The sequence below is a fragment of the Streptomyces griseoviridis genome (assembly GCF_005222485.1).
In the GTDB taxonomy this organism is placed as follows: domain Bacteria; phylum Actinomycetota; class Actinomycetes; order Streptomycetales; family Streptomycetaceae; genus Streptomyces; species Streptomyces hintoniae.
On the sequence record NZ_CP029078.1, the window covers coordinates 2,279,575 to 2,297,815 of the forward strand.

18 protein-coding genes are annotated in these 18,241 nt (G+C 71.6%); 2 read left to right on the top strand and 16 right to left on the bottom strand.

Annotation, left to right across the window (positions count from 1 at the left end):
* Window positions 1-192: 192 nt before the first annotated feature.
* The 4 genes from DDJ31_RS09185 to DDJ31_RS09200 form a co-directional block, all read right to left on the bottom strand.
* Complete coding sequence (locus tag DDJ31_RS09185; RefSeq protein ID WP_240678248.1) at window positions 193-1,233, bottom strand: LacI family DNA-binding transcriptional regulator; 1,041 nt, start codon at window positions 1,231-1,233, stop codon at window positions 193-195.
* Between the two features lie 143 nt (window positions 1,234-1,376).
* A complete protein-coding gene (locus tag DDJ31_RS09190; RefSeq protein ID WP_127180770.1) occupies window positions 1,377-2,411 on the bottom strand; it encodes a 1-aminocyclopropane-1-carboxylate deaminase in 1,035 nt (344 codons plus the stop codon).
* A gap of 15 nt (window positions 2,412-2,426) precedes the next feature.
* Complete coding sequence (locus tag DDJ31_RS09195) at window positions 2,427-3,074, bottom strand: GntR family transcriptional regulator (protein WP_127180769.1); 648 nt, start codon at window positions 3,072-3,074, stop codon at window positions 2,427-2,429.
* 505 nt (window positions 3,075-3,579) lie between these two features.
* Entirely contained in the window at window positions 3,580-5,040 is a 1,461-nt protein-coding gene (locus DDJ31_RS09200; RefSeq protein ID WP_127180768.1) for a hypothetical protein, read from the bottom strand.
* Window positions 5,041-5,408: 368 nt separating this feature from the next.
* Between DDJ31_RS09200 and DDJ31_RS09205 the strand changes: the two genes are divergently transcribed.
* Window positions 5,409-7,235 carry an endonuclease/exonuclease/phosphatase family protein gene (locus tag DDJ31_RS09205; RefSeq protein WP_127180767.1) on the top strand — a complete coding sequence of 609 codons (1,827 nt, stop codon included), beginning with the start codon at window positions 5,409-5,411 and terminating at the stop codon, window positions 7,233-7,235.
* 191 nt (window positions 7,236-7,426) lie between these two features.
* Here DDJ31_RS09205 and DDJ31_RS09210 read toward each other — a convergent pair whose 3' ends face one another.
* The 4 genes from DDJ31_RS09210 to DDJ31_RS09225 form a co-directional block, all read right to left on the bottom strand.
* Window positions 7,427-8,131: an antibiotic biosynthesis monooxygenase gene (locus DDJ31_RS09210; RefSeq protein WP_127180766.1), complete on the bottom strand. Its 705-nt coding sequence runs from the start codon at window positions 8,129-8,131 to the stop codon at window positions 7,427-7,429.
* A 188-nt stretch (window positions 8,132-8,319) separates the two neighbouring features.
* Window positions 8,320-9,309: a 2,3,4,5-tetrahydropyridine-2,6-dicarboxylate N-succinyltransferase gene (gene dapD / locus DDJ31_RS09215; RefSeq protein WP_127180765.1), complete on the bottom strand. Its 990-nt coding sequence runs from the start codon at window positions 9,307-9,309 to the stop codon at window positions 8,320-8,322.
* Window positions 9,310-9,460: 151 nt separating this feature from the next.
* On the bottom strand, window positions 9,461-10,006 hold the full coding sequence (locus DDJ31_RS09220) for a TetR/AcrR family transcriptional regulator (RefSeq protein WP_127180764.1): 546 nt from the start codon (window positions 10,004-10,006) through the stop codon (window positions 9,461-9,463).
* Entirely contained in the window at window positions 10,006-10,326 is a 321-nt protein-coding gene (locus DDJ31_RS09225; RefSeq protein WP_127180763.1) for a DMT family transporter, read from the bottom strand. Before DDJ31_RS09225 ends, DDJ31_RS09220 begins: the two co-directional genes overlap by 1 nt.
* Window positions 10,327-10,563: 237 nt before the next feature.
* Here DDJ31_RS09225 and DDJ31_RS09230 point away from each other — a divergent pair, with 237 nt between their 5' ends.
* A complete protein-coding gene (locus DDJ31_RS09230) occupies window positions 10,564-11,409 on the top strand; it encodes an AbfB domain-containing protein (protein WP_127180762.1) in 846 nt (281 codons plus the stop codon).
* A 162-nt stretch (window positions 11,410-11,571) separates the two neighbouring features.
* On the opposite strand, the gene DDJ31_RS09235 is transcribed toward DDJ31_RS09230, so the two are convergent.
* From DDJ31_RS09235 to DDJ31_RS09270, 8 genes are read right to left on the bottom strand one after another with little or no spacing between them, the layout of a single operon-like run.
* On the bottom strand, window positions 11,572-11,910 hold the full coding sequence (locus DDJ31_RS09235; RefSeq protein WP_127180761.1) for a metal-sulfur cluster assembly factor: 339 nt from the start codon (window positions 11,908-11,910) through the stop codon (window positions 11,572-11,574).
* Window positions 11,907-12,359, bottom strand: a complete 453-nt coding sequence (gene sufU / locus DDJ31_RS09240) for a Fe-S cluster assembly sulfur transfer protein SufU (RefSeq protein WP_127180760.1) — start codon at window positions 12,357-12,359, stop codon at window positions 11,907-11,909. The genes DDJ31_RS09235 and sufU overlap by 4 nt, the downstream gene beginning before the upstream one ends.
* Before the next feature lie 16 nt (window positions 12,360-12,375).
* Window positions 12,376-13,632 (bottom strand): cysteine desulfurase, encoded by a 1,257-nt coding sequence (locus tag DDJ31_RS09245; RefSeq protein WP_127180759.1) that lies wholly within the window; start codon window positions 13,630-13,632, stop codon window positions 12,376-12,378.
* Window positions 13,629-14,396 (bottom strand): Fe-S cluster assembly ATPase SufC, encoded by a 768-nt coding sequence (gene sufC / locus DDJ31_RS09250; protein ID WP_127180758.1) that lies wholly within the window; start codon window positions 14,394-14,396, stop codon window positions 13,629-13,631. The genes DDJ31_RS09245 and sufC overlap by 4 nt, the downstream gene beginning before the upstream one ends.
* Window positions 14,397-14,403: 7 nt before the next feature.
* Window positions 14,404-14,736, bottom strand: coding sequence for a bifunctional 3-phenylpropionate/cinnamic acid dioxygenase ferredoxin subunit (locus DDJ31_RS09255; RefSeq protein ID WP_127180757.1), 333 nt, complete (start codon window positions 14,734-14,736; stop codon window positions 14,404-14,406).
* Window positions 14,736-15,917, bottom strand: coding sequence for a Fe-S cluster assembly protein SufD (gene sufD / locus DDJ31_RS09260; RefSeq protein WP_127180756.1), 1,182 nt, complete (start codon window positions 15,915-15,917; stop codon window positions 14,736-14,738). The genes DDJ31_RS09255 and sufD overlap by 1 nt, the downstream gene beginning before the upstream one ends.
* Before the next feature lie 56 nt (window positions 15,918-15,973).
* The gene (sufB, locus tag DDJ31_RS09265; protein WP_127180755.1) at window positions 15,974-17,398 is read right to left on the bottom strand and encodes a Fe-S cluster assembly protein SufB; all 1,425 of its coding nucleotides are present in this window, start codon (window positions 17,396-17,398) and stop codon (window positions 15,974-15,976) included.
* Window positions 17,395-18,147 (bottom strand): helix-turn-helix transcriptional regulator, encoded by a 753-nt coding sequence (locus DDJ31_RS09270; RefSeq protein WP_127180754.1) that lies wholly within the window; start codon window positions 18,145-18,147, stop codon window positions 17,395-17,397. The genes sufB and DDJ31_RS09270 overlap by 4 nt, the downstream gene beginning before the upstream one ends.
* Window positions 18,148-18,241 lie beyond the last annotated feature (94 nt).

An 18,241-nucleotide genomic window follows, 5' to 3' on the forward strand; every position in this document is an offset into this window, starting at 1 on the left:
CCCCCAGGAATCAACGATGTGTCGTGTATGCGTACGACACGTGTGGGGACTGTGTGGTTGCGACCTAAAGGGAAATTCACCCTTCCGATACCAAGAGAGCCCTGCAACAGGCTTCAGGCACGACGCCCGCCCAGGTCGCCGCGCACGCCCTCTCGCGACTCACGCCCCCGTCGCCGCCCGCGCCCGTCCCGCTCAGGCCGACGCCCTGATCACCAGTTCCGGGACGACCCACGCGTCCGGGCCGGTCAGCGGGTCCTCGCCGGACCGCAGGCGGGCCACCTGCTCCACCGCGAGGCGGCCGAGGCGGCGCTTGTCGATGTGCAGGGTGGTCAGCGCGGGCTCCACCAGTTCGCCCAGCGAGAGCCCGTCGAAGCCGACGACGGCGAGGTCGTCCGGCACCCGTCGGCCCGCGCGTCGGGCGGCCCGGATCGCGCCGACGGCGATCAGGTCGTTGAAGCCGACCACGGCCGTCACCTCGGGCCGCTCCGCGAGGAGTCGCGCCATGCCCGCCTCGCCGCCGGTCACGCTGTGCTCGGGGCAGAGCACGGTCCAGCTCGCGTCGACGGGCAGTCCGTGCCGACGCGTCGCGTCCTCGAAGGCCAGCCTGCGCGGCCCAGGGGACTCCGCGTCGCCGTCGAGGAGGCCGATCGCGCGGTGTCCCGACGCGACCAGATGGGCCACGCCGCGCTCCATGCCGGCCGCGACGTCGATGCCCACCGCGGCGAACCGGGTCTGCTGCGGGCCGCGTTCCAGGACGACGAGCGGGACGCCGCCGAGGTGCCGGGCGAGCACGTCGTCACCGTTCTTGAAGTAGCCGATGACCGCGTCGGCCTGGTGCGAGAGCATGTCGAGCGCCTCGCCCTCGCGGGCCGGGTCGGTGCGGGAGTCCCACACCACGACCTGCCAGCCGCGCTGCTCGGCGGCTTCCAGGACGCCCGCCGCGACCTCGGGGAAGAACGGGTTCATCAGGTCGGGGATGACCAGTCCCGTGGTCACCCCGCCCTTGCGGACCAGGCCGCGCGCGAACCGGCTCGGCCGGTAGTCGAGACGGCGTGCCGCCTCCAGGACCCGTTCCTTGGTGGCCGGGTCGATCTCCCCTTTGTCGTTGACGGCCCTGGAGACCGTCTGCCGTGACACGCCCGCCAGTTGGGCGACGTCGTGGATCGTGGCCCGGCGCCGGGTCCCGTCCGCCCGTCCGGCCCGCGTCTCCCGCTGCTGATCGTCCCCGCGCACGTTGTGCACTGTATCCGGCCAGGAAGGGGCCGTCGCCGCACGGCTCCGGACGGAAGGCGTCCGCATCCGGTCCGGAGCAGCCAGCGCCCTGCGCGCGTCCGGAACAGCACACCCCGTACGCGTCCGGAACAGCGCGCACTCGTCTAGAACAGCGCGCTGTACGCGTTCAGCGCGGGCTGCCCGCCGAGGTGGGCGTACAGGACGGTGGCGTCGCGGTCGATCTCGCCGCGGGACACCAGATCGATGAGCCCCGCCATGGACTTGCCCTCGTAGACGGGGTCGGTGACCATGCCCTCGGTGCGGGCCGCCAGCCGCATCGCCTCCAGGGTCGCCTCGTCGGGGATCCCGTACGTCCCGGCGTGGTAGCGCTCGTCCAGCTCGACGTCCGCCTCCGTCAACTCTCGCTGGATGCCGATGAGTCGGCCGGTGTTGTCGGCGATCCGGGCAATCTGCTCACGCGTCTTCGCGGGCGCGGCCGAGGCGTCGACGCCGATCACCCGGCGGGGACGGCCGCCCGCCTCCTCCAGCGCGGCGAACCCGGCGACCATCCCGGCCTGCGTGGAGCCGGTCACCGAGCAGACGATCACGGTGTCGAAGAAGACGTCCGCCTCGCGCTCCTGTTCGGCCACCTCGTAGGCCCAGTTGGCGAAACCGAGGCCGCCCAGCGGATGGTCGGAGGCGCCGGCCGGGATGGCGTACGGCTTGCCGCCCGACTCCTCCACCTCGCGCAGCGCCTGCTCCCAGCTCTCCTTGAACCCGATGCCGAACCCGGCCCGCACCAGCCGCACATCGGCCCCGGCCAGCCGGCTGATCAGGATGTTGCCGACCTTGTCGTAGACGGAGTCCGGCCACTCCACCCAACTCTCCTGGAGCAGGACGCACTTGAGCCCGGCGCGGGCGGCGACGGCGGCGACCTGGCGGGTGTGGTTGGACTGGACGCCGCCGATCGAGACGAGGGTGTCGCAGCCCTGCGCGAGCGCGTCGGCGACCAGGTACTCCAGCTTGCGGGTCTTGTTTCCGCCGTACGCGATACCGGAGTTGCAGTCCTCCCGCTTGGCCCACAGCGAGGCGCCGCCGAGGTGGTCGGTGAGCCGGGCCAGCGGGTGGATCGGGGACGGTCCGAACAGCAGCGGGTAACGCTCGTACGAGGCAAGGGACGTGGCGGGCGGGGGCGTCATGGTTCCTCCGAAGGGTCAGTCGTCGTCGGCGAGTTCGGCGAGGCTGCGCCAGATCTCGGCGGTGACGCGGACGGCGTCGTCCACGTCACCGGCCGCGCAGGCGTCGATCAACTGCTCGTGCAGACCGGCTGAACGGCAGTTGCCGCCCTCACCGAAGCGGTTGCGCTCCAGTCGGCGCACGAGCGGGGTGTGGCGGGTGATGGTGGCCGCGGCGGCGCGGTTGGCGGCGACCCGCACCAGCACGTCGTGCAGGGCGTCGTCGGCGCGCAGCGCCCCGTCCACGTCGCCCGCGGTGACGGCGGCGGCGAACCGCTCGTTGGCCGCGCGCATCGCCCGGATGTCGGCGGCGGCCAGCCGGGGCACCGCGACCCGGGTGGCCAGTTCGTGCATGGCGCCGACGACGGCGGCCGCGTCCCGTACGTCGGCGGCGACGACCGGGGTCACCCGGGTGTAGCTCTGCGGCTTGCTCTCCAGCAGCCCCTCGTCGACGAGGCGTGAGAACGCCTCCCGCACCGGGGCCCGGGACAGGCCGAGCCGCTCGGCGAGGTCGGCGTCCCGCACCACCGCGCCGGGCTCGATCCGCCCGGCGACGATGGCGTCCCGGATCGATGCGTAGGCGCGGTCCCTGAGCAGGGTGCGCCGGACGGGTCGCAGAGGCTCCATGAACTGAAATGTTAGATGTCAGTTCGCGGGGCGACAAGGGTCCGTCTCGGCGCGCGAGGAGGATCCACCCGGAAAGGAGCGTGCGCAACGCGGGGAAGACCCGAACGGGAAGGACCCGGCGCGGCAAAGGCGCGGCCCGGGAAGGACCCGCGCGGGAGAGAGACAGCCCGGGAAGGACCGGCACGACCTGGGAACACCCGCTCGGGAAGGACCGGCGCGACCCGGGGGACCCCCGCCCGAGAAGGACCCGGCCCGGCAAAGGCGCGGCCCGGCAATGACCGGCCCGGCAAGACCCGGCCCGGGAAGGACGCGGCCCGCACCCCCCGTTTGAAGTGCGGGCCACGCCCGGCCGGGGCAGGCGTCCCACTGAGCCTGGTGGGACGCCGTGCACCCACTGTAGGAGGGGTGCGGGGAGGTGGGCGAGGTAATTACCCGCCGCTCGGGACCAGCTCGGACCCCCTCCGCCCGGTTGGACGCGCCCGCCGAGCGCGGTCCGCCGGGGTCGTCAACTCCCGTGCTGGGAGCGGGCCTTGAAGGCCGCCTTGCGGGCCTCCTTGGCGATCCGCTTGTCCGGGTGCAGTCGTCCCATCGCCTCCAGGACATCGGCGGTGGCGGGATGCTCCACCCGCCAGGCCGCGGTGAAGAACCCGCCGTGCTGCGCCGCCAACCCCTCGACCAGGGCGCGCAGTTCCTCGGAGTTGCCCTCGGCGGCGAGCTGGGCGGCGATGGTGTCGATGGTCAGCCAGAAGATCAGGTCCTCGGAGGGCGCGGGGACGTCCGCGCAGCCGTTCTCGGTGAGCCAGACCCGGGCGAGGCCGCCGAGTTCGGGGTCGTCGAGGACCTCGCGCAGCGCGGGTTCGGCCTCGGCGCCGACCAGCGAGAGTGCCTGCTGGCAGTGGAGCCTGCGCAGCGGGGCCGCGGTGTCCTGGCCGCGGGCGGCGGTGAGCAGGTCGCGGGCCGCGTCGAGCGGGGCGCGGCGCCGTACCCACTGGTCGATCTCGGCCTGGGCGGCGGCCTGCGGGAAGGTCGCGGTGCCGTCGAGGAGCGCGTCGGCGCCCTTGTCGGCCAACTCCCCGACGGCGGGCGCCTCGTGGCCGGCCTCCAGGAGCCGGGCGCGCAGCCCGTAGCGGCCGAGCGGGGTGAGGCGCACCATGCCGTAGCGGGAGACGTCGGTGTCGTCGACGGGTGCGGCGGGTTCCTCGTCGGCGTCCGCCATCAGCGCCTCGTCGACGGGCTGGTACTCGACCAGGCCGACCGGTTCGAGCAGCCTGAACTGGTCGTCGAGCCGCATCATCGCGTCCGAGACCTGCTCCAGCACGTCGTTGGTGGGCTCCCCCATGTCGCTGGGCACGATCATCGAGGCGGCGAGGGCGGGCAGCGGGACGGGGGCGTCCCCGGGGCCTTCCTCGGTGACGGTGAGCAGGTAGAGGTTGCCGAGGACGCCGTCGAGGAACTCGGCCTCCGCCTCCGGGTCCCAGTCGAGCCCGCTGAGGTCGAGATCACCGGCGCCGTCCTCGCCCCCGACGGCGTCGAGCACTCCGTCGAGGTCGGGTACGGCGGCGTCGGCGAGGACGGTGTCGAGGGCGGCGAGCCAGATGCCGAGCACGTCGTGCGGGGAGCCGCCGGCCAGCAGGGCGAGGTCCTCGCCCTGGGTGACGGTGCCGTCGCTGTCGTCGTCACCGTCGTCGCCGTCGCCGTCGGAGATCTCCACCAGGCCGGTGTCGACGGCGACCCGCCAGGCCTCGCTCGCGTGGGCGACGGCGTCGTCGCCGGTCAGGCCGAGGGCCTCGGCGGCGGCGGGCAGCTGTTCCTCGACGAGGCCGCCGCCGGCGTCGACGCGGGTGTCGGGTCCGGCCCAGCGGGCGAGCAGGGCGGCCCGGGAGAGCAGGGGCGTGGACAGCGCGTCCCGCGCGAGCTCCGCTTCGGAGTGCAGCCGCACGGGCGGCAGGGGGGAGCTGTCTGGCATCGGCTGGTTCTCCTCGGGCCGTGAAAGTCTCAGCCGCTCAGCCTAGACGGGTTTGGGACCATGCCGCCCGGTTCATCTGCTGGTCAGCCACCGTACATGGCCGAAACCACGACAACGAGCGCGGCCGGGACCGGCATTGACGTGCGGGGAAACGGGGAAACGAGGAAACGGAGAAACGGTGACGGGACGGACGCGCGGGGAAAGGCAGGGAAAGGCGGCGGAAGGGTGAGGGAAGTGGCGGGTGACGGCTCCGTTCCGCTGTAGGTTCCACGCGCGTCCCCGCCGCGTCCGGCGCCCCGCCGGTCGCGGCTCCCGGCGTTCCCGTTCCGCCTCGTTCCGGCGTCCCTGACGCCTCCGGAGGGATCACCTTGCCGAGCACGTCGTCCGCCCGTCTCGCCGCGCTGACCGTCGCCGCGGTCTGTTCCGCCGCGTCCACACTCGTCCTGACCCCAGCCGCGCACGCCGACACCGTGCGCATCCACGACCTCCAGGGCACCACCCGGATCTCGCCGTACGCGGGCCGGACGGTCGCCGACGTGCCCGGGATCGTCACCGGGGTGCGCAGCCGCGGCTCGGCCAAGGGCTTCTGGTACCAGGACCCGGTTCCGGACGGGAATCCCGCCACCAGCGAGGGCGTCTTCGTCTTCACCGGCTCGGTCCCGCAGGTCGCCGTCGGAGACTCCGTCACCGTGAGCGGCACCGTCTCCGAGTACGTCCCGGGCGGCACTTCGTCCGGAAACCAGTCCCTCACGGAGATCACCGGACCGGCGGTCACCACCGTCTCCACGGGGAACGAGGTGCCGGCCCCGGCGGTCGTCGACGCCCGTTCGGTGCCCTCCCGGTACACCCCTGCGGGTGACAGTGCCGCGCACGGCTCGATCAACGGCCTGACGCTCCGCCCCTCGACGTACGCGCTGGACCGCTACGAGTCCCTGGAGGGCATGAACGTCCAGGTCAGGGACGTCCGGGTGATCACGGCGAGCGACCCGTACGCCGAGCTGTGGGTGACGGTGAAGCCGTCGGAGAACCGCGGCGCGCGCGGCGGTTCCGTCTACGGCTCGTACACGGCGCAGAACACCGGCCGTCTGCAGATCCAGTCGCTCGGCGCCGGCGCCGACTTCCCGGTGGCCGACGTCGGCGACACCCTGAAGGGCGCCACGACCGGCCCGCTGGACTTCAACGCGTACGGCGGCTACACCCTCGTCGCGAACGAGCTGGGCACGCTCGGGAGGGGTGGCCTGGAGCGGGAGACGACGAAGCGGCAGGCGCCCGCGGAGCTGGCGGTCGCGACGTACAACGTCGAGAACCTGGACCCGGGCGACACCACGTTCGAGGCGCACGCCGCCGCGATCGTCGGCAACCTGCGCTCGCCCGACGTGGTGTCCCTGGAGGAGATCCAGGACAACGACGGCCCCGCGGACGACGGCGTCGTCGCCGCCGACGTGACGGTGGGCAGGCTGGTCGACGCGATCGTCGCGGCCGGCGGCCCCAGGTACGACTGGCGTTCGATCGACCCGGTCGACGACCAGGACGGCGGCGAGCCCGGCGGCAACATCCGCCAGGTGTTCCTCTTCGACCCGCGGCGGGTCTCCTTCACGGACCGCGCGGGCGGCGACGCGACCACCCCGGTCGGGGTCACCGCGGCGCGCGGCAAGGCCCGGCTGACGGTCTCCCCCGGCCGGATCGCCCCGGCGGACGCCGCGTGGACGAACAGCCGCAAGCCGCTGGTGGGCGAGTTCGTCTTCCGCGGGCGGACGGTCTTCGTGATCGCCAACCACCTCAACTCCAAGGGCGGCGACCAGGGGCTGACCTCGCAGTACCAGCCCCCGACGCGCGGCTCGGAGGTCCAGCGGCACGCCCAGGCGACACTGGTGAACTCGTTCGCCAGGAGCGTCCTCGCGGCGCAGAAGGACGCGGACGTCATCGCGCTCGGCGACCTGAACGACTTCGAGTTCTCGCGGACCACGACGGCCTTCGAGGGCGGCGGCGCGCTCTGGTCGGCGATCAAGTCCCTTCCCAGGAACGAGCGTTACACCTACGACTACCAGGGCAACCAGCAGGTCCTTGACCAGATCCTGATCAGCCCGTCGATCCGCCGCGACCGCGCCTTCGCGTACGACAGCGTGCACATCAACGCGGAGTTCCACGACCAGATCAGCGACCACGACCCGCAGGTGCTGCGCTTCTGCCCGTAGGGCACGACGTCCGGATCACGAGGCCCGGTCGGTCACACCGTCACACCGTCACGCCGTCACACCGTCACACCGTCACACCGTCACACCGTCCGCCGTCACACCGTCACACCGTCACGCCGTCACGCCGTCACGCCGTCACGCCGTCACGCCGTCCATCGTCGCGGCGTCCGAAGGCCGGGCGCGCGAGGCGGTCAGTCGGGGACGAGGCCAAGCGCGTGTTCGTACCGGCCGACCGTGCTGCTCCTGCGGCCCGGCCAGTCCCGTACGCGCCGCCAGCGGTCGGTCGGGGAGCCGACGCCTTCGCCGGGTGCGGCGAGGGCGTCGGCATGGGCGTCCGCGCTCTCCCACTCGGCGTAGTTGAGGACGCGGGTGCCGTCGGTGGAGAGGTGGAAGTGGGCGGCGACACCGCCGGGCGCGGGCTCCGGATCGTGCGCGAGGGCGTCGGCGACGGCGTCGACCCAGGCCCGCTGCCGGTCCGGGTCCGGCCCCTCGAAGTGGACGTCGACGACCACCACGCACCCGGGCACCCGCCCGCCCCGGCCGTCCTGGCCGAGGCTGCGGTAGCGCCGGAAGCGGCCGAGTCCGAGGCGTTCGATGCCGGGGACGGCGGTGTCGATCTCGTCGACGCGCTCCTGCCGGTGGACCTTCACGAACGCCTCGTAGTCCTGCTCGGAGGCCCACTGCGAGTAGTGCAGCAGGGTGGAGCCGTCGAGACCGGTGTAGACGTGGTAGCCGAGCAGGGTGTCGGCCGGCCAGGGCCGGGACTGCCAGGCGTGGGCGATCGCCTCCACGGCCTGCCGCTGGCGCTCCGGGGTGCCGACGCGCCAGGTGCTGAAGAAGGGGGCGGTGACGCGCGGGTCGGTGAGGTCGGGGTAGGTGTCGATGCGCTTCGTCATGAAACCACCGTGCGACCTCAAGGGAGGTTGAGGTCAAGCGACGCGGCACGGCCGACTTCCCCGTTCACCCCGGTCCGCCCCGGCGGGCACCCGCGACACCGGCGGCGCCCAGCGGCTCGCCCCACGCCGTCGGACGACCGAGCGCCCCGCCGACCGGGGTCGAGGGGGCGCTCAGGGGCGGGGGAAGCTCAGTTGTGGCTGTGCAGCACGTCGTTGAGACCGGCCCACTCCGCGTTGTTCGGCACGGCCTGGACGGTGCCGGTGACGGAGTTGCGGCGGAACAGGATGTTGTCGGCGCCGGACAGCTCGCGGGCCTTGACGATCTGGCCGTCGGGCAGCGTGACCTTGGTGCCGGCGGTGAGGTAGAGGCCCGCCTCGACCACGCAGTCGTCGCCGAGCGCGATGCCGACGCCCGCCTCGGCGCCGACCAGGCTGCGCTCGCCGATCCGGACGCGCTCCTTGCCGCCGCCGGAGAGGGTGCCCATCGTGGACGCGCCGCCGCCGATGTCGGCGCCGTCGCCGACGACGACACCCTGCGAGATCCGGCCCTCGACCATGGAGGTGCCGAGGGTGCCCGCGTTGAAGTTGACGAAGCCCTCGTGCATGACCGTGGTGCCCGCGGCGAGGTGGGCGCCGAGGCGGACCCGGTCGGCGTCGGCGATCCGGACACCGGCCGGGGCCACGTAGTCCGTCATGCGCGGGAACTTGTCGACGCCGGTCACCCCGAGGTGCAGACCGCGGGCGCGGGCGGCGAGCCTGACGGTCTCCAGGGTGTCCACGGCGACCGGGCCGAGGGAGGTCCAGACGACGTTGGCGAGGAAGCCGAAGATGCCGTCCAGGTTCTGCTCGTTGGGCCGGACCAGGCGGTGCGAGAGCAGGTGGAGGCGGAGCCAGACGTCGTGGGTGTCGAGGGGCTTGTCGTCGAGGGAGGCGATGACCGTACGGACCGCGACGATCTCGACGCCACGGATGTCGTCCTTGCCGAGGGCCGCCACGCCGTGCTCGCCGAGCAGTTCACGGGTCCGGTCGGCGTCCAGCCGCTCGGTGCCGGCCGGGCCGGACTCCTCGGCCAGCGCGGGCGCGGGGAACCAGGTGTCGAGAACGGTGCCGTCGGCGGCGATCGTGGCGAGGCCGGCGGCCACGGCGCCGGTGGTGCGAGGAGCAGTCGTGTCGGTCATGAGGGCAACCTAACCGGCCGGGGCGGGCCGAGGCGAACTCACGACGGCGATGTCTCAGGAGCCGGTCGGGCCGCCCGCCGGAACCCCGTGGAGAAGCGGCGAGCCACCCGGCGGGCCCGCCCGGTGACCGTCGCTCCCGCCCCCCGGGCGCTCATCGCCGCCCGCCGGCCACCCGCGTGAGGACGTCCCGGGCGTACGCCTCGTCGTAGGGCGTGTCGGTGAGCAGGACCTGGAGGCAGACGCCGTCCAGGACGGCCACCAGGGCGCGGGCGGTGGCGGGGTCGGTGCGGGCGGCCAGGCGGGCGGCGAGGTCGTCCGCCCAGGCGGCGGCCACCGGGCGCAGCGCGGGGCGGCGCAGGGCGGCCAGGTACAGCTCGTACTCCAGCTCGACGCCGGCGCGGTCGCCGCCGAGCCACTCGCCGAGCAGTCCCGCGAGTTCGGCGGCCAGGTCGGTGTCCGGGTCGGTGAGCGCCCCGCGGGCGGCGAGGAGGTTGGCGAAGCCCTCGTTGGCCTGGCGCAGGGCGGCCACCATGAGGTCGTCGAGGGTGGCGAAGTGGTAGGTGGTCGAGCCGAGCGGCACGTCGGCCTCGGCCGCGACGGAGCGGTGGCTGAGTCCGGCGATGCCCTTCGCGCCGACGACGCGGATCGCGGCGTCGATGATCCGCTGGCGCCGGTCGGGGTCGTGGCGGCGGGCCATCAGTGCGCGCCGCCCAGGTTGAGGACGACCACTCCGACGATGATCAGGGCGATCCCGGCGGCCTTGGTCACCGTCATCCCCTCGCCGAGGAAGACCACGCCGATGGTGGCGATGGCGGCGGTGCCGGCGCCGGACCAGATCGCGTAGGCGCTGCCGATGGAGACCGTCTTGAGGGTCTGGGCAAGCAGGGCGAAGGAGACGACATATCCGAGGACGGTCAGCAGCGAGGGGCCCAGCCTGCTGAAGCCGTCGGTGTACTTCATGGCGGTCGTCGCGCCGACCTCGGCGGCGATGGCCGCGCCGAGCAACAGATATCCCATGTGGACGAGCGTACATAACGAACGGAGGCCGCAGACCGTCCGGATCCGGCCGTCAACTCCTGTCCTGCGGGCGGGAGTTACGGAGACACGGAGTTACGCAGGAAAGTTCAACATTCATGGAAACCGCTCGCTGAAACGGCTCCCCGCACCCCACGGGCTCCACTAGTGTTTCACCGCTCACCTACGCCCCCCTCACATCCCCGGCCGCCGCCTCGGGCGCCGCTGGAGGAATTCCGCATGCCTGAAGAGACACCCCGGCCCCCGCAGGACCGCCCGTGGGAGACCGGCTGGACCCCCGACACCTCCCGCACGCCAGGCACCCGAAGACTCTGGCTGGCCGGCGTGCTCGCGCTGGCCACCGTCGCCGCCTGCGCGACCGCGATATCCGTCACGGCCCGCGACCGTGACCGCCCCGAGCGGGCCACCGCCGCTCCCGCTCCCTCGGACCAGGTCACCGCGCCCGGCCTGATCTCCTTCGGCTCCCCCTCCCCGAGCGAGGCCGCGTCCCCCGCGGGCGAGACGGACCAGCAGGCGCCGGACGGCGGGCGCGCACCGCGGACCGCGCCCGCCCCGACCCACCGGCCCGCCACCCCGCCAGGACCCACAGCCCCCGCCACGTCGCCCGCGCCGCACCCGGGTTCGCCGACGGCGCCGAAGCCCGCCGTCCCGTGGCGCTCGGTCCGCTCGGTCAACCACCCGGACCGCTTCTGGCACGTCGCGGGCGGCCTGGTGCGGCTCGACCCGGTCGGCTCGGCGCAGGCCCGCGGGGACGCGACCTTCAAGCTGGTCAAGGGCCTCGCGGACAGCTCCTGCTACTCCTTCGCGACCGCCGGCGGCGGCTACCTGCGCCACCGCGACTTCGTGCTGCGCGCGGAACCCGACGACGGCTCGGCCCTGTTCGAGAAGGACGCCACGTTCTGCCCGCGCACCGGCTCGGCCCCCGGCGCGATCATGCTGGAGTCGGTGAACTTCCCCGGCCGCTTCCTGCGCCACCGCGACTTCCGGGTCCGCCTCGACCCGGTCCAGCACAGCGCCCTCTACCGCGCCGACTCGGCGTTCCGGCTGGTGGACGGGGTGGCCTAGGGTTCTCCCCGCCCGGGTCGGAGACGACCGAACGGCCACACCCGCGCGGGTGTGGCCGTTCGTGTCCGCGCCTCAGCCGACGCCCGGACCGACACGCTCGGCCGGACCCCGGGCCTCGGAGATCGGACCTCGGGCACCGGGCCGGCGGTCAGCCGGTGGTGCTCAGACGTTGAACCCCAACGCCCGCAGCTGCTCCCGGCCGTCGTCCGTGATCTTGTCCGGGCCCCACGGCGGCATCCAGACCCAGTTGATGCGCAGTTCGCTCACGAGGCCGTCGGTGGCGGACTTGGCCTGGTCCTCGATGACGTCGGTCAGCGGGCAGGCCGCCGACGTCAGGGTCATGTCGATGGTCGCGATGTTCGCGTCGTCGATGTGCACGCCGTAGATCAGGCCGAGGTTGACGACGTCGATGCCCAGTTCCGGGTCGACGACGTCGAGCAGGGCCTCGCGGACCTCCTCCTCCGAGGCGGGCTTCATCTCGATGGTCTCGGTGTCGCTCATGCCGTCTTCCTTTCGAACGCCTGGGCCGTCGCGTCCTTCCAAGCCATCCAGCTCAGCAGTGCGCACTTGACCCGGGCCGGGTACTTGGAGACTCCGGCGAACGCGACCGCGTCCTCCAGTACCTCCTCCATCGCGTCGTCGGGCTCGATCCTGCCCTTGGACTGCATCAGCTCCAGGAAGGTCTCCTGGATCTTCTGCGCGTCCGTCAGCTCCTTGCCGACCAGCAGGTCGTTGAGGACCGACGCGGACGCCTGGCTGATCGAGCAGCCCTGTCCCTCGTAGGAGACGTCCGTGATCGTCGTGCCGTCGTACTTCACACGCAGGGTGATCTCGTCGCCGCACGTCGGGTTGACGTGGTGCACCTCGGCGTCGCCGTCCCTCAGACCACGCCCGTGCGGGTGCTTGTAGTGGTCCAGGATGACTTCCTGGTACATCGAGTCCAGCTTCACGATCTCAGCACGCCCCTCAGCCGAAGAAGTTCCGTACGTGCTCCAGGCCGTCGACCAGAGCGTCGATCTCGGCCGGCGTGGAGTACAGATAGAACGACGCTCGCGTGGTCGCGGGAATTCCGTACCGCAGGCAGACCGGCCGCGCGCAGTGGTGGCCGACCCGGACCGCGATGCCCTCCTCGTCGAGGACCTGCCCCACGTCGTGCGGGTGGATGTCACCCAGGGTGAACGAGATCGCGGCGCCCCGGTCCTCGGCCGTGGTCGGGCCGATGATCCGCAGGTCGGGGACGTCCGCGAGCCGGCGCACCGCGTACTCCGTGAGCGCGTGCTCATGGGCGAGGATCTTGTCCATGCCGATCGCGTCGAGGTAGTCGATGGCGGCGCCGAGCCCGACCGCCTGCGCGATCGGCGGGGTGCCGGCCTCGAACTTGTGCGGCGCGGGAGCGTAGGTCGACGAGTGCATCGACACCGTCTCGATCATCTCGCCGCCGCCGAGGAACGGCGGCAGGTCCTCCAGCAGCTCCTGGCGGCCCCACAGGACGCCGATGCCGGTCGGACCGCACATCTTGTGGCCGGTGAAGGCCACGAAGTCGGCCTGGAGCGCCTGCACGTCGAGCGGCATGTGCGGGGCGGCCTGCGAGGCGTCGATGCAGACCAGCGCGCCGACCTCCTGGGCCCTGCGCACGATGGCCTCGACCGGGTTGACGGTGCCGAGGATGTTGGAGACCAGCACGAAGGAGACGATCTTCGTCTTCTCGTTGATGACCTCCTCGATGTTCGACAGGTCGAGGCGGCCGTCGTCGGTGAGGCCGAACCACTTCAGCTTCGCGCCGGTGCGCTGCGCGAGCAGCTGCCACGGCACGATGTTGGAGTGGTGCTCCATCTCCGTGATGACGATCTCGGTCTCGTGGTCGACCCGGTAGGGCTCGTCGGCCCAGCCGAGCATGTTCGCCACGAGGTTGAGGGACTCGGAGGCGTTCTTGGTGAAGATCACCTCGTCGCGGCTGGGCGCGTTGACGAAGGCGGCGACCTTGTCCCGCGCGCCCTCGTACAGTGCCGTGGCCTCCTCGGCGAGCACATGCACACCGCGGTGGACGTTGGCGTTGTACCGCTCGTAGTACTCGCTCAGGGCGTCCAGCACCTGGCGCGGCTTCTGCGAGGTCGCCGCGTTGTCCAGGTACACGAGCTTGCGCCCGTCGTGGACCTGACGGTCCAGGATGGGGAAGTCCTTGCGGATCGCCTCGGTGTCGAGGAGGCCCGGCATCTGTGTCACGCGGATGCGCCGCCCTTCGTCGTGTACGCCTCGTAGCCCTCGTTCTCCAGCGTGTCGGCGAGCTCGGCGCCGCCGGACTCGACGATCCGGCCGCCGGAGAACACGTGGACGTGGTCGGGCTTGATGTAGCGCAGGATGCGCGTGTAGTGGGTGATCAGCAGGGTGCCGACCTCGCCGGTCTCACGGACCCGGTTCACGCCCTCGGAGACGACGCGCAGGGCGTCGACGTCCAGCCCGGAGTCGGTCTCGTCGAGGATCGCGATCTTCGGCTTGAGCAGCTCCAGCTGGAGGATCTCGTGGCGCTTCTTCTCACCGCCGGAGAAGCCCTCGTTGACGTTGCGCTCGGCGAAGGCGGGGTCCATGTGGAGGCGCTGCATGGCCTCCTTGACCTCCTTCACCCAGGTGCGCAGCTTGGGGGCCTCGCCGCGGATCGCGGTGGCGGAGGTGCGCAGGAAGTTCGAGACGGAGACGCCGGGCACCTCGACCGGGTACTGCATCGCCAGGAACAGGCCCGCGCGGGCGCGCTCGTCGACGGACATCTCCAGGACGTCCTCGCCGTCGAGCAGCACGGTGCCGCCGGTGACGGTGTACTTGGGGTGGCCGGCGAGGGAGTAGGCGAGGGTCGACTTGCCGGAGCCGTTGGGGCCCATGATGGCGTGCGTCTCGCCCTGCTTCACGGTCAGGTCGACCCCCTTGAGGATCTCCTTCGTGGCGTTGTCGGCCTCGACGGTGACGTGCAGGTCTCGGATTTCAAGCGTTGCCATGGGTGCCTCAGGACTCCTGGGTGAGGGAGGCGCTGACGTCGACGAAGACGCTGCCCCCTTCGATCTTTACGGGGTATACGGGAACGGGTCGCGTCGCGGGCAGGCCGGACGGCTTGCCGGTGCGCAGGTCGAACGCGGAGCCGTGCAGCCAGCACTCGATCTGGCAGTCCTCCACCTCGCCCTCGGAGAGCGAGACGTTCGCGTGGGAGCAGATGTCGTAGATGGCGTACACCTCTCCCCCGGTGCGGACGACCGAGACCGGCGTGCCGTCGAGTTCCACCCGTCTGGGGGTGTCCTCGTCCAGCTCGCCCAGCTCGCAGGCGCGTACGAAGGTGGTCATCAGACCGACGCCTCCAGCTCCTGCGCGATCTTCGCGAGGAGGCGCTCCTCGATGTCGGGGACGCCGATCTGCTGGACGAGTTCGGCGAAGAAGCCGCGGACCACGAGGCGGCGGGCGTCCTGCTCGGGGATGCCGCGCGCCATCAGGTAGAACAGCTGTTCGTCGTCGAAGCGGCCGGTGGTGGAGGCGTGTCCGGCGCCGACGATCTCGCCGGTCTCGATCTCCAGGTTCGGCACCGAGTCGACCCGCGCGCCGTCCGTGAGGACGAGGTTGCGGTTCATCTCGTAGGTGTCGGTGCCCTCGGCCCTGGCCTCGATCAGCACGTCGCCGATCCACACCGCGTGCGCGTCCTGGCCCTGGAGGGCGCCCTTGTAGACGACGTTCGAGGTGCAGTGCGGGGTGTTGTGGTCGACGAGCAGGCGGTGCTCCTGGTGCTGCCCGGCGTCGGTGAAGTACAGGCCGAGGAGTTCGGCCTCGCCGCCGGGTCCCGCGTAGGCGACCCGCGGGTGCAGCCGGACCAGGTCGCCGCCGAAGGTGACGACGACGGACTTGAAGGAGGCGTCGCGGCCGATCAGCGCGTTGTGCTGGCCGACGTGGACGGCCTTGTCGTCCCAGTCCTGGACGGAGACGACGGTGAGCTTGGCGCCGTCGCCGAGGAGGTAGTCGACGTTGGCGGCGAGCACCGCGTCACCGGTGTGGTCGATGACGACGACGGCCTCGGCGAAGGCCCCCAGCTCGATGATCTGGTGGCCGTAGGCGACCCCGCCCTCGCCGTGCACGGTGATGCGGACCGGCTCGGTGAGGACCGTCTCCTTGGGGACGGTGACCACGCCGGCCTGCTCGAACGCCGAGTGGGCCTGGGCGGCGACCCGGTCGGCGGGCACGCCGCCGCGGCCGATCCGGGCGTCGTCGCGGCCGACCAGTTCGACGGTGACGCCCTCGGGGGCCTCGACGGCGACCTTCACGCCCTCGCCGGTCGCGACGGCGGTGCCGTCGTGCAGTCCGCGCAGGCGCTCCAGCGGGGTGAACCGCCACTCCTCCTCACGGCCGTGCGGGACCGGGAAGTCCGTGACGTCGTAGGAGGGGGGCGCGCTCATGCGGGTGGCGACGGTCGACTCGGCGGCCACCGCGATGGCGCCGGCGGTGGTGGAGCCCACCGGGGAGTTCTGAGCCTCAGCCATGGCTGTCGTAGTGCTCGCTTTCTAGGACGGGAGGGGCGGGACGGTGCGGCGGGCGCTCAGCCGACCGCGCCTTCCATCTGCAGCTCGATCAGCCGGTTGAGTTCGAGGGCGTACTCCATCGGCAGCTCCTTCGCGATCGGCTCGACGAAGCCGCGCACGATCATCGCCATCGCCTCGAACTCGGTCAGACCGCGGCTCATCAGGTAGAACAGCTGGTCGTCCGAGACCTTGGAGACGGTCGCCTCGTGGCCCATGGAGACGTCGTCCTCGCGGACGTCGACGTACGGGTACGTGTCGGAGCGCGAGATCGTGTCGACGAGCAGGGCGTCGCAGAGGACGTTCGACTTGGAGCCGTGGGCGCCCTCGCCGATCTCGACGAGACCGCGGTAGGAGGTCCGGCCGCCGCCGCGCGCCACCGACTTCGAGACGATGTTCGACGACGTGTTCGGCGCCATGTGGACCATCTTGGAGCCGGCGTCCTGGTGCTGGCCCTCGCCCGCGAAGGCGATGGAGAGCGTCTCGCCCTTGGCGTGCTCGCCCATCAGGTAGACGGCCGGGTACTTCATGGTCACCTTGGAGCCGATGTTGCCGTCGACCCACTCCATGGTGGCGCCCTCGTAGGCGACGGCGCGCTTGGTGACCAGGTTGTAGACGTTGTTCGACCAGTTCTGGATGGTCGTGTAGCGGCAGCGCGCGTTCTTCTTGACGATGATCTCGACGACCGCGGAGTGCAGCGAGTCCGACTTGTAGATCGGCGCGGTGCAGCCCTCGACGTAGTGCACGTAGGCACCCTCGTCGACGATGATCAGGGTCCGCTCGAACTGGCCCATGTTCTCGGTGTTGATGCGGAAGTACGCCTGGAGCGGGATCTCGACGTGCACGCCCTTCGGCACGTAGATGAAGGAACCGCCGGACCACACGGCCGAGTTCAGCGACGCGAACTTGTTGTCGCCGACCGGGATGACCGTGCCGAAGTACTCCTTGAACAGCTCGGGGTGCTCCCGCAGGGCGGTGTCGGTGTCGAGGAAGATGACGCCCTGCTCCTCCAGGTCCTCGCGGATCTGGTGGTAGACGACCTCGGACTCGTACTGGGCCGCGACACCGGCCACCAGGCGCTGCTTCTCCGCCTCGGGGATGCCGAGCTTGTCGTACGTGTTCTTGATGTCCTCGGGCAGGTCCTCCCAGGACTCCGCCTGCTTCTCCGTGGAGCGCACGAAGTACTTGATGTTGTCGAAGTCGATGCCGGAGAGGTCGGAGCCCCAGTTCGGCATGGGCTTCTTCTCGAACAGCTTCAGCCCCTTGAGCCGGAGCTTGGTCATCCACTCCGGCTCCGACTTCTTGGCGGAGATGTCGCGGACGACGTCCTCGTTGATCCCGCGCTTGGCAGAGGCACCGGCCACGTCGGAGTCGGCCCAGCCGTATTCGTAGGTGCCCAGGCCCTCGAGCTCGGGGTGAGCGGTCTCCTCGATGGGGAGCGTCATGCGGGGTTCCTCCCGGCGGTGCTTACGGATGCGTGATCGGTGGTCGGGGAATTCTTGGGGATGAACGTCGTGCAGACGCCGTCACCGTGCGCGATGGTCGCCAGCCGCTGGACATGGGTGCCGAGCAGCTGGGAGAAGATCTCCGTCTCCGCCTCGCAGAGCTGTGGGAACTTCTCGGCGACATGGGCGACGGGGCAGTGGTGCTGGCAGAGCTGCTCACCCCGTTGGGGAAGCGGCGCGCTGCGCGCCGTAGCAGCGTACCCGTCCGCGCTCAACGCCTTGGCCAGGGCTTCCGTGCGGTTCTCGGGAGCCGCGGCGGCGATGGCCTCGCGGTAGGCGGCGGCCTGTTCGGCGATCCGGGCGCGGGCGAAGGCGACGATCGCCTCGTCCCCGCCGCAGCGCTCCTGGATCCAGCGGAGCGCGTCGGCGGCGAGCTTGTCGTAGGACTGGTCGAAGGCGTCACGGCCGCAGTCGGTGAGAGCGAAGACCTTGGCGGGCCTGCCGCGGGTGCGCGCTCCGTAGACCCGCTGTTCGCGTGCCTCCACGACGTCGTCGGCGACCAGGGCGTCCAGGTGGCGCCGGACGGCGGCCTGGGTGAGGCCGAGGCGGCCCGCCAGGGCGGTGACGGTGGACGGGCCGTGGTCCAGGATGGATCGCGCGACGCGGTTGCGGGTGGACCGCTCACCGGTCGCGAGCTCCTCCTGCGGGGCCCCCGTGGGGGTCTCCCGAGCCTCGCCGACGTTTTTCACAACGCCATTGTTGCGTAATTCCTCAGGGGCGGGCAAGCCGCGGCCCGGCCGACCGGCGGTGCCCTGCGTCACTTAGGTTTACCTAATCTGACCT

Coding starts and splice junctions, on each gene's coding strand:
- DDJ31_RS09190 (WP_127180770.1), bottom strand. CDS start 2,411: ATGACGCCCCCGCCCGCCACGTCCCTTGCCTCGTACGAGCGTTACCCG.
- DDJ31_RS09195 (WP_127180769.1), bottom strand. CDS start 3,074: ATGGAGCCTCTGCGACCCGTCCGGCGCACCCTGCTCAGGGACCGCGCC.
- DDJ31_RS09200 (WP_127180768.1), bottom strand. CDS start 5,040: ATGCCAGACAGCTCCCCCCTGCCGCCCGTGCGGCTGCACTCCGAAGCG.
- DDJ31_RS09210 (WP_127180766.1), bottom strand. CDS start 8,131: ATGACGAAGCGCATCGACACCTACCCCGACCTCACCGACCCGCGCGTC.
- dapD (WP_127180765.1), bottom strand. CDS start 9,309: ATGACCGACACGACTGCTCCTCGCACCACCGGCGCCGTGGCCGCCGGC.
- DDJ31_RS09220 (WP_127180764.1), bottom strand. CDS start 10,006: ATGGCCCGCCGCCACGACCCCGACCGGCGCCAGCGGATCATCGACGCC.
- DDJ31_RS09225 (WP_127180763.1), bottom strand. CDS start 10,326: ATGGGATATCTGTTGCTCGGCGCGGCCATCGCCGCCGAGGTCGGCGCG.
- DDJ31_RS09230 (WP_127180762.1), top strand. CDS start 10,564: ATGCCTGAAGAGACACCCCGGCCCCCGCAGGACCGCCCGTGGGAGACC.
- DDJ31_RS09235 (WP_127180761.1), bottom strand. CDS start 11,910: ATGAGCGACACCGAGACCATCGAGATGAAGCCCGCCTCGGAGGAGGAG.
- sufC (WP_127180758.1), bottom strand. CDS start 14,396: ATGGCAACGCTTGAAATCCGAGACCTGCACGTCACCGTCGAGGCCGAC.
- DDJ31_RS09255 (WP_127180757.1), bottom strand. CDS start 14,736: ATGACCACCTTCGTACGCGCCTGCGAGCTGGGCGAGCTGGACGAGGAC.
- sufD (WP_127180756.1), bottom strand. CDS start 15,917: ATGGCTGAGGCTCAGAACTCCCCGGTGGGCTCCACCACCGCCGGCGCC.
- sufB (WP_127180755.1), bottom strand. CDS start 17,398: ATGACGCTCCCCATCGAGGAGACCGCTCACCCCGAGCTCGAGGGCCTG.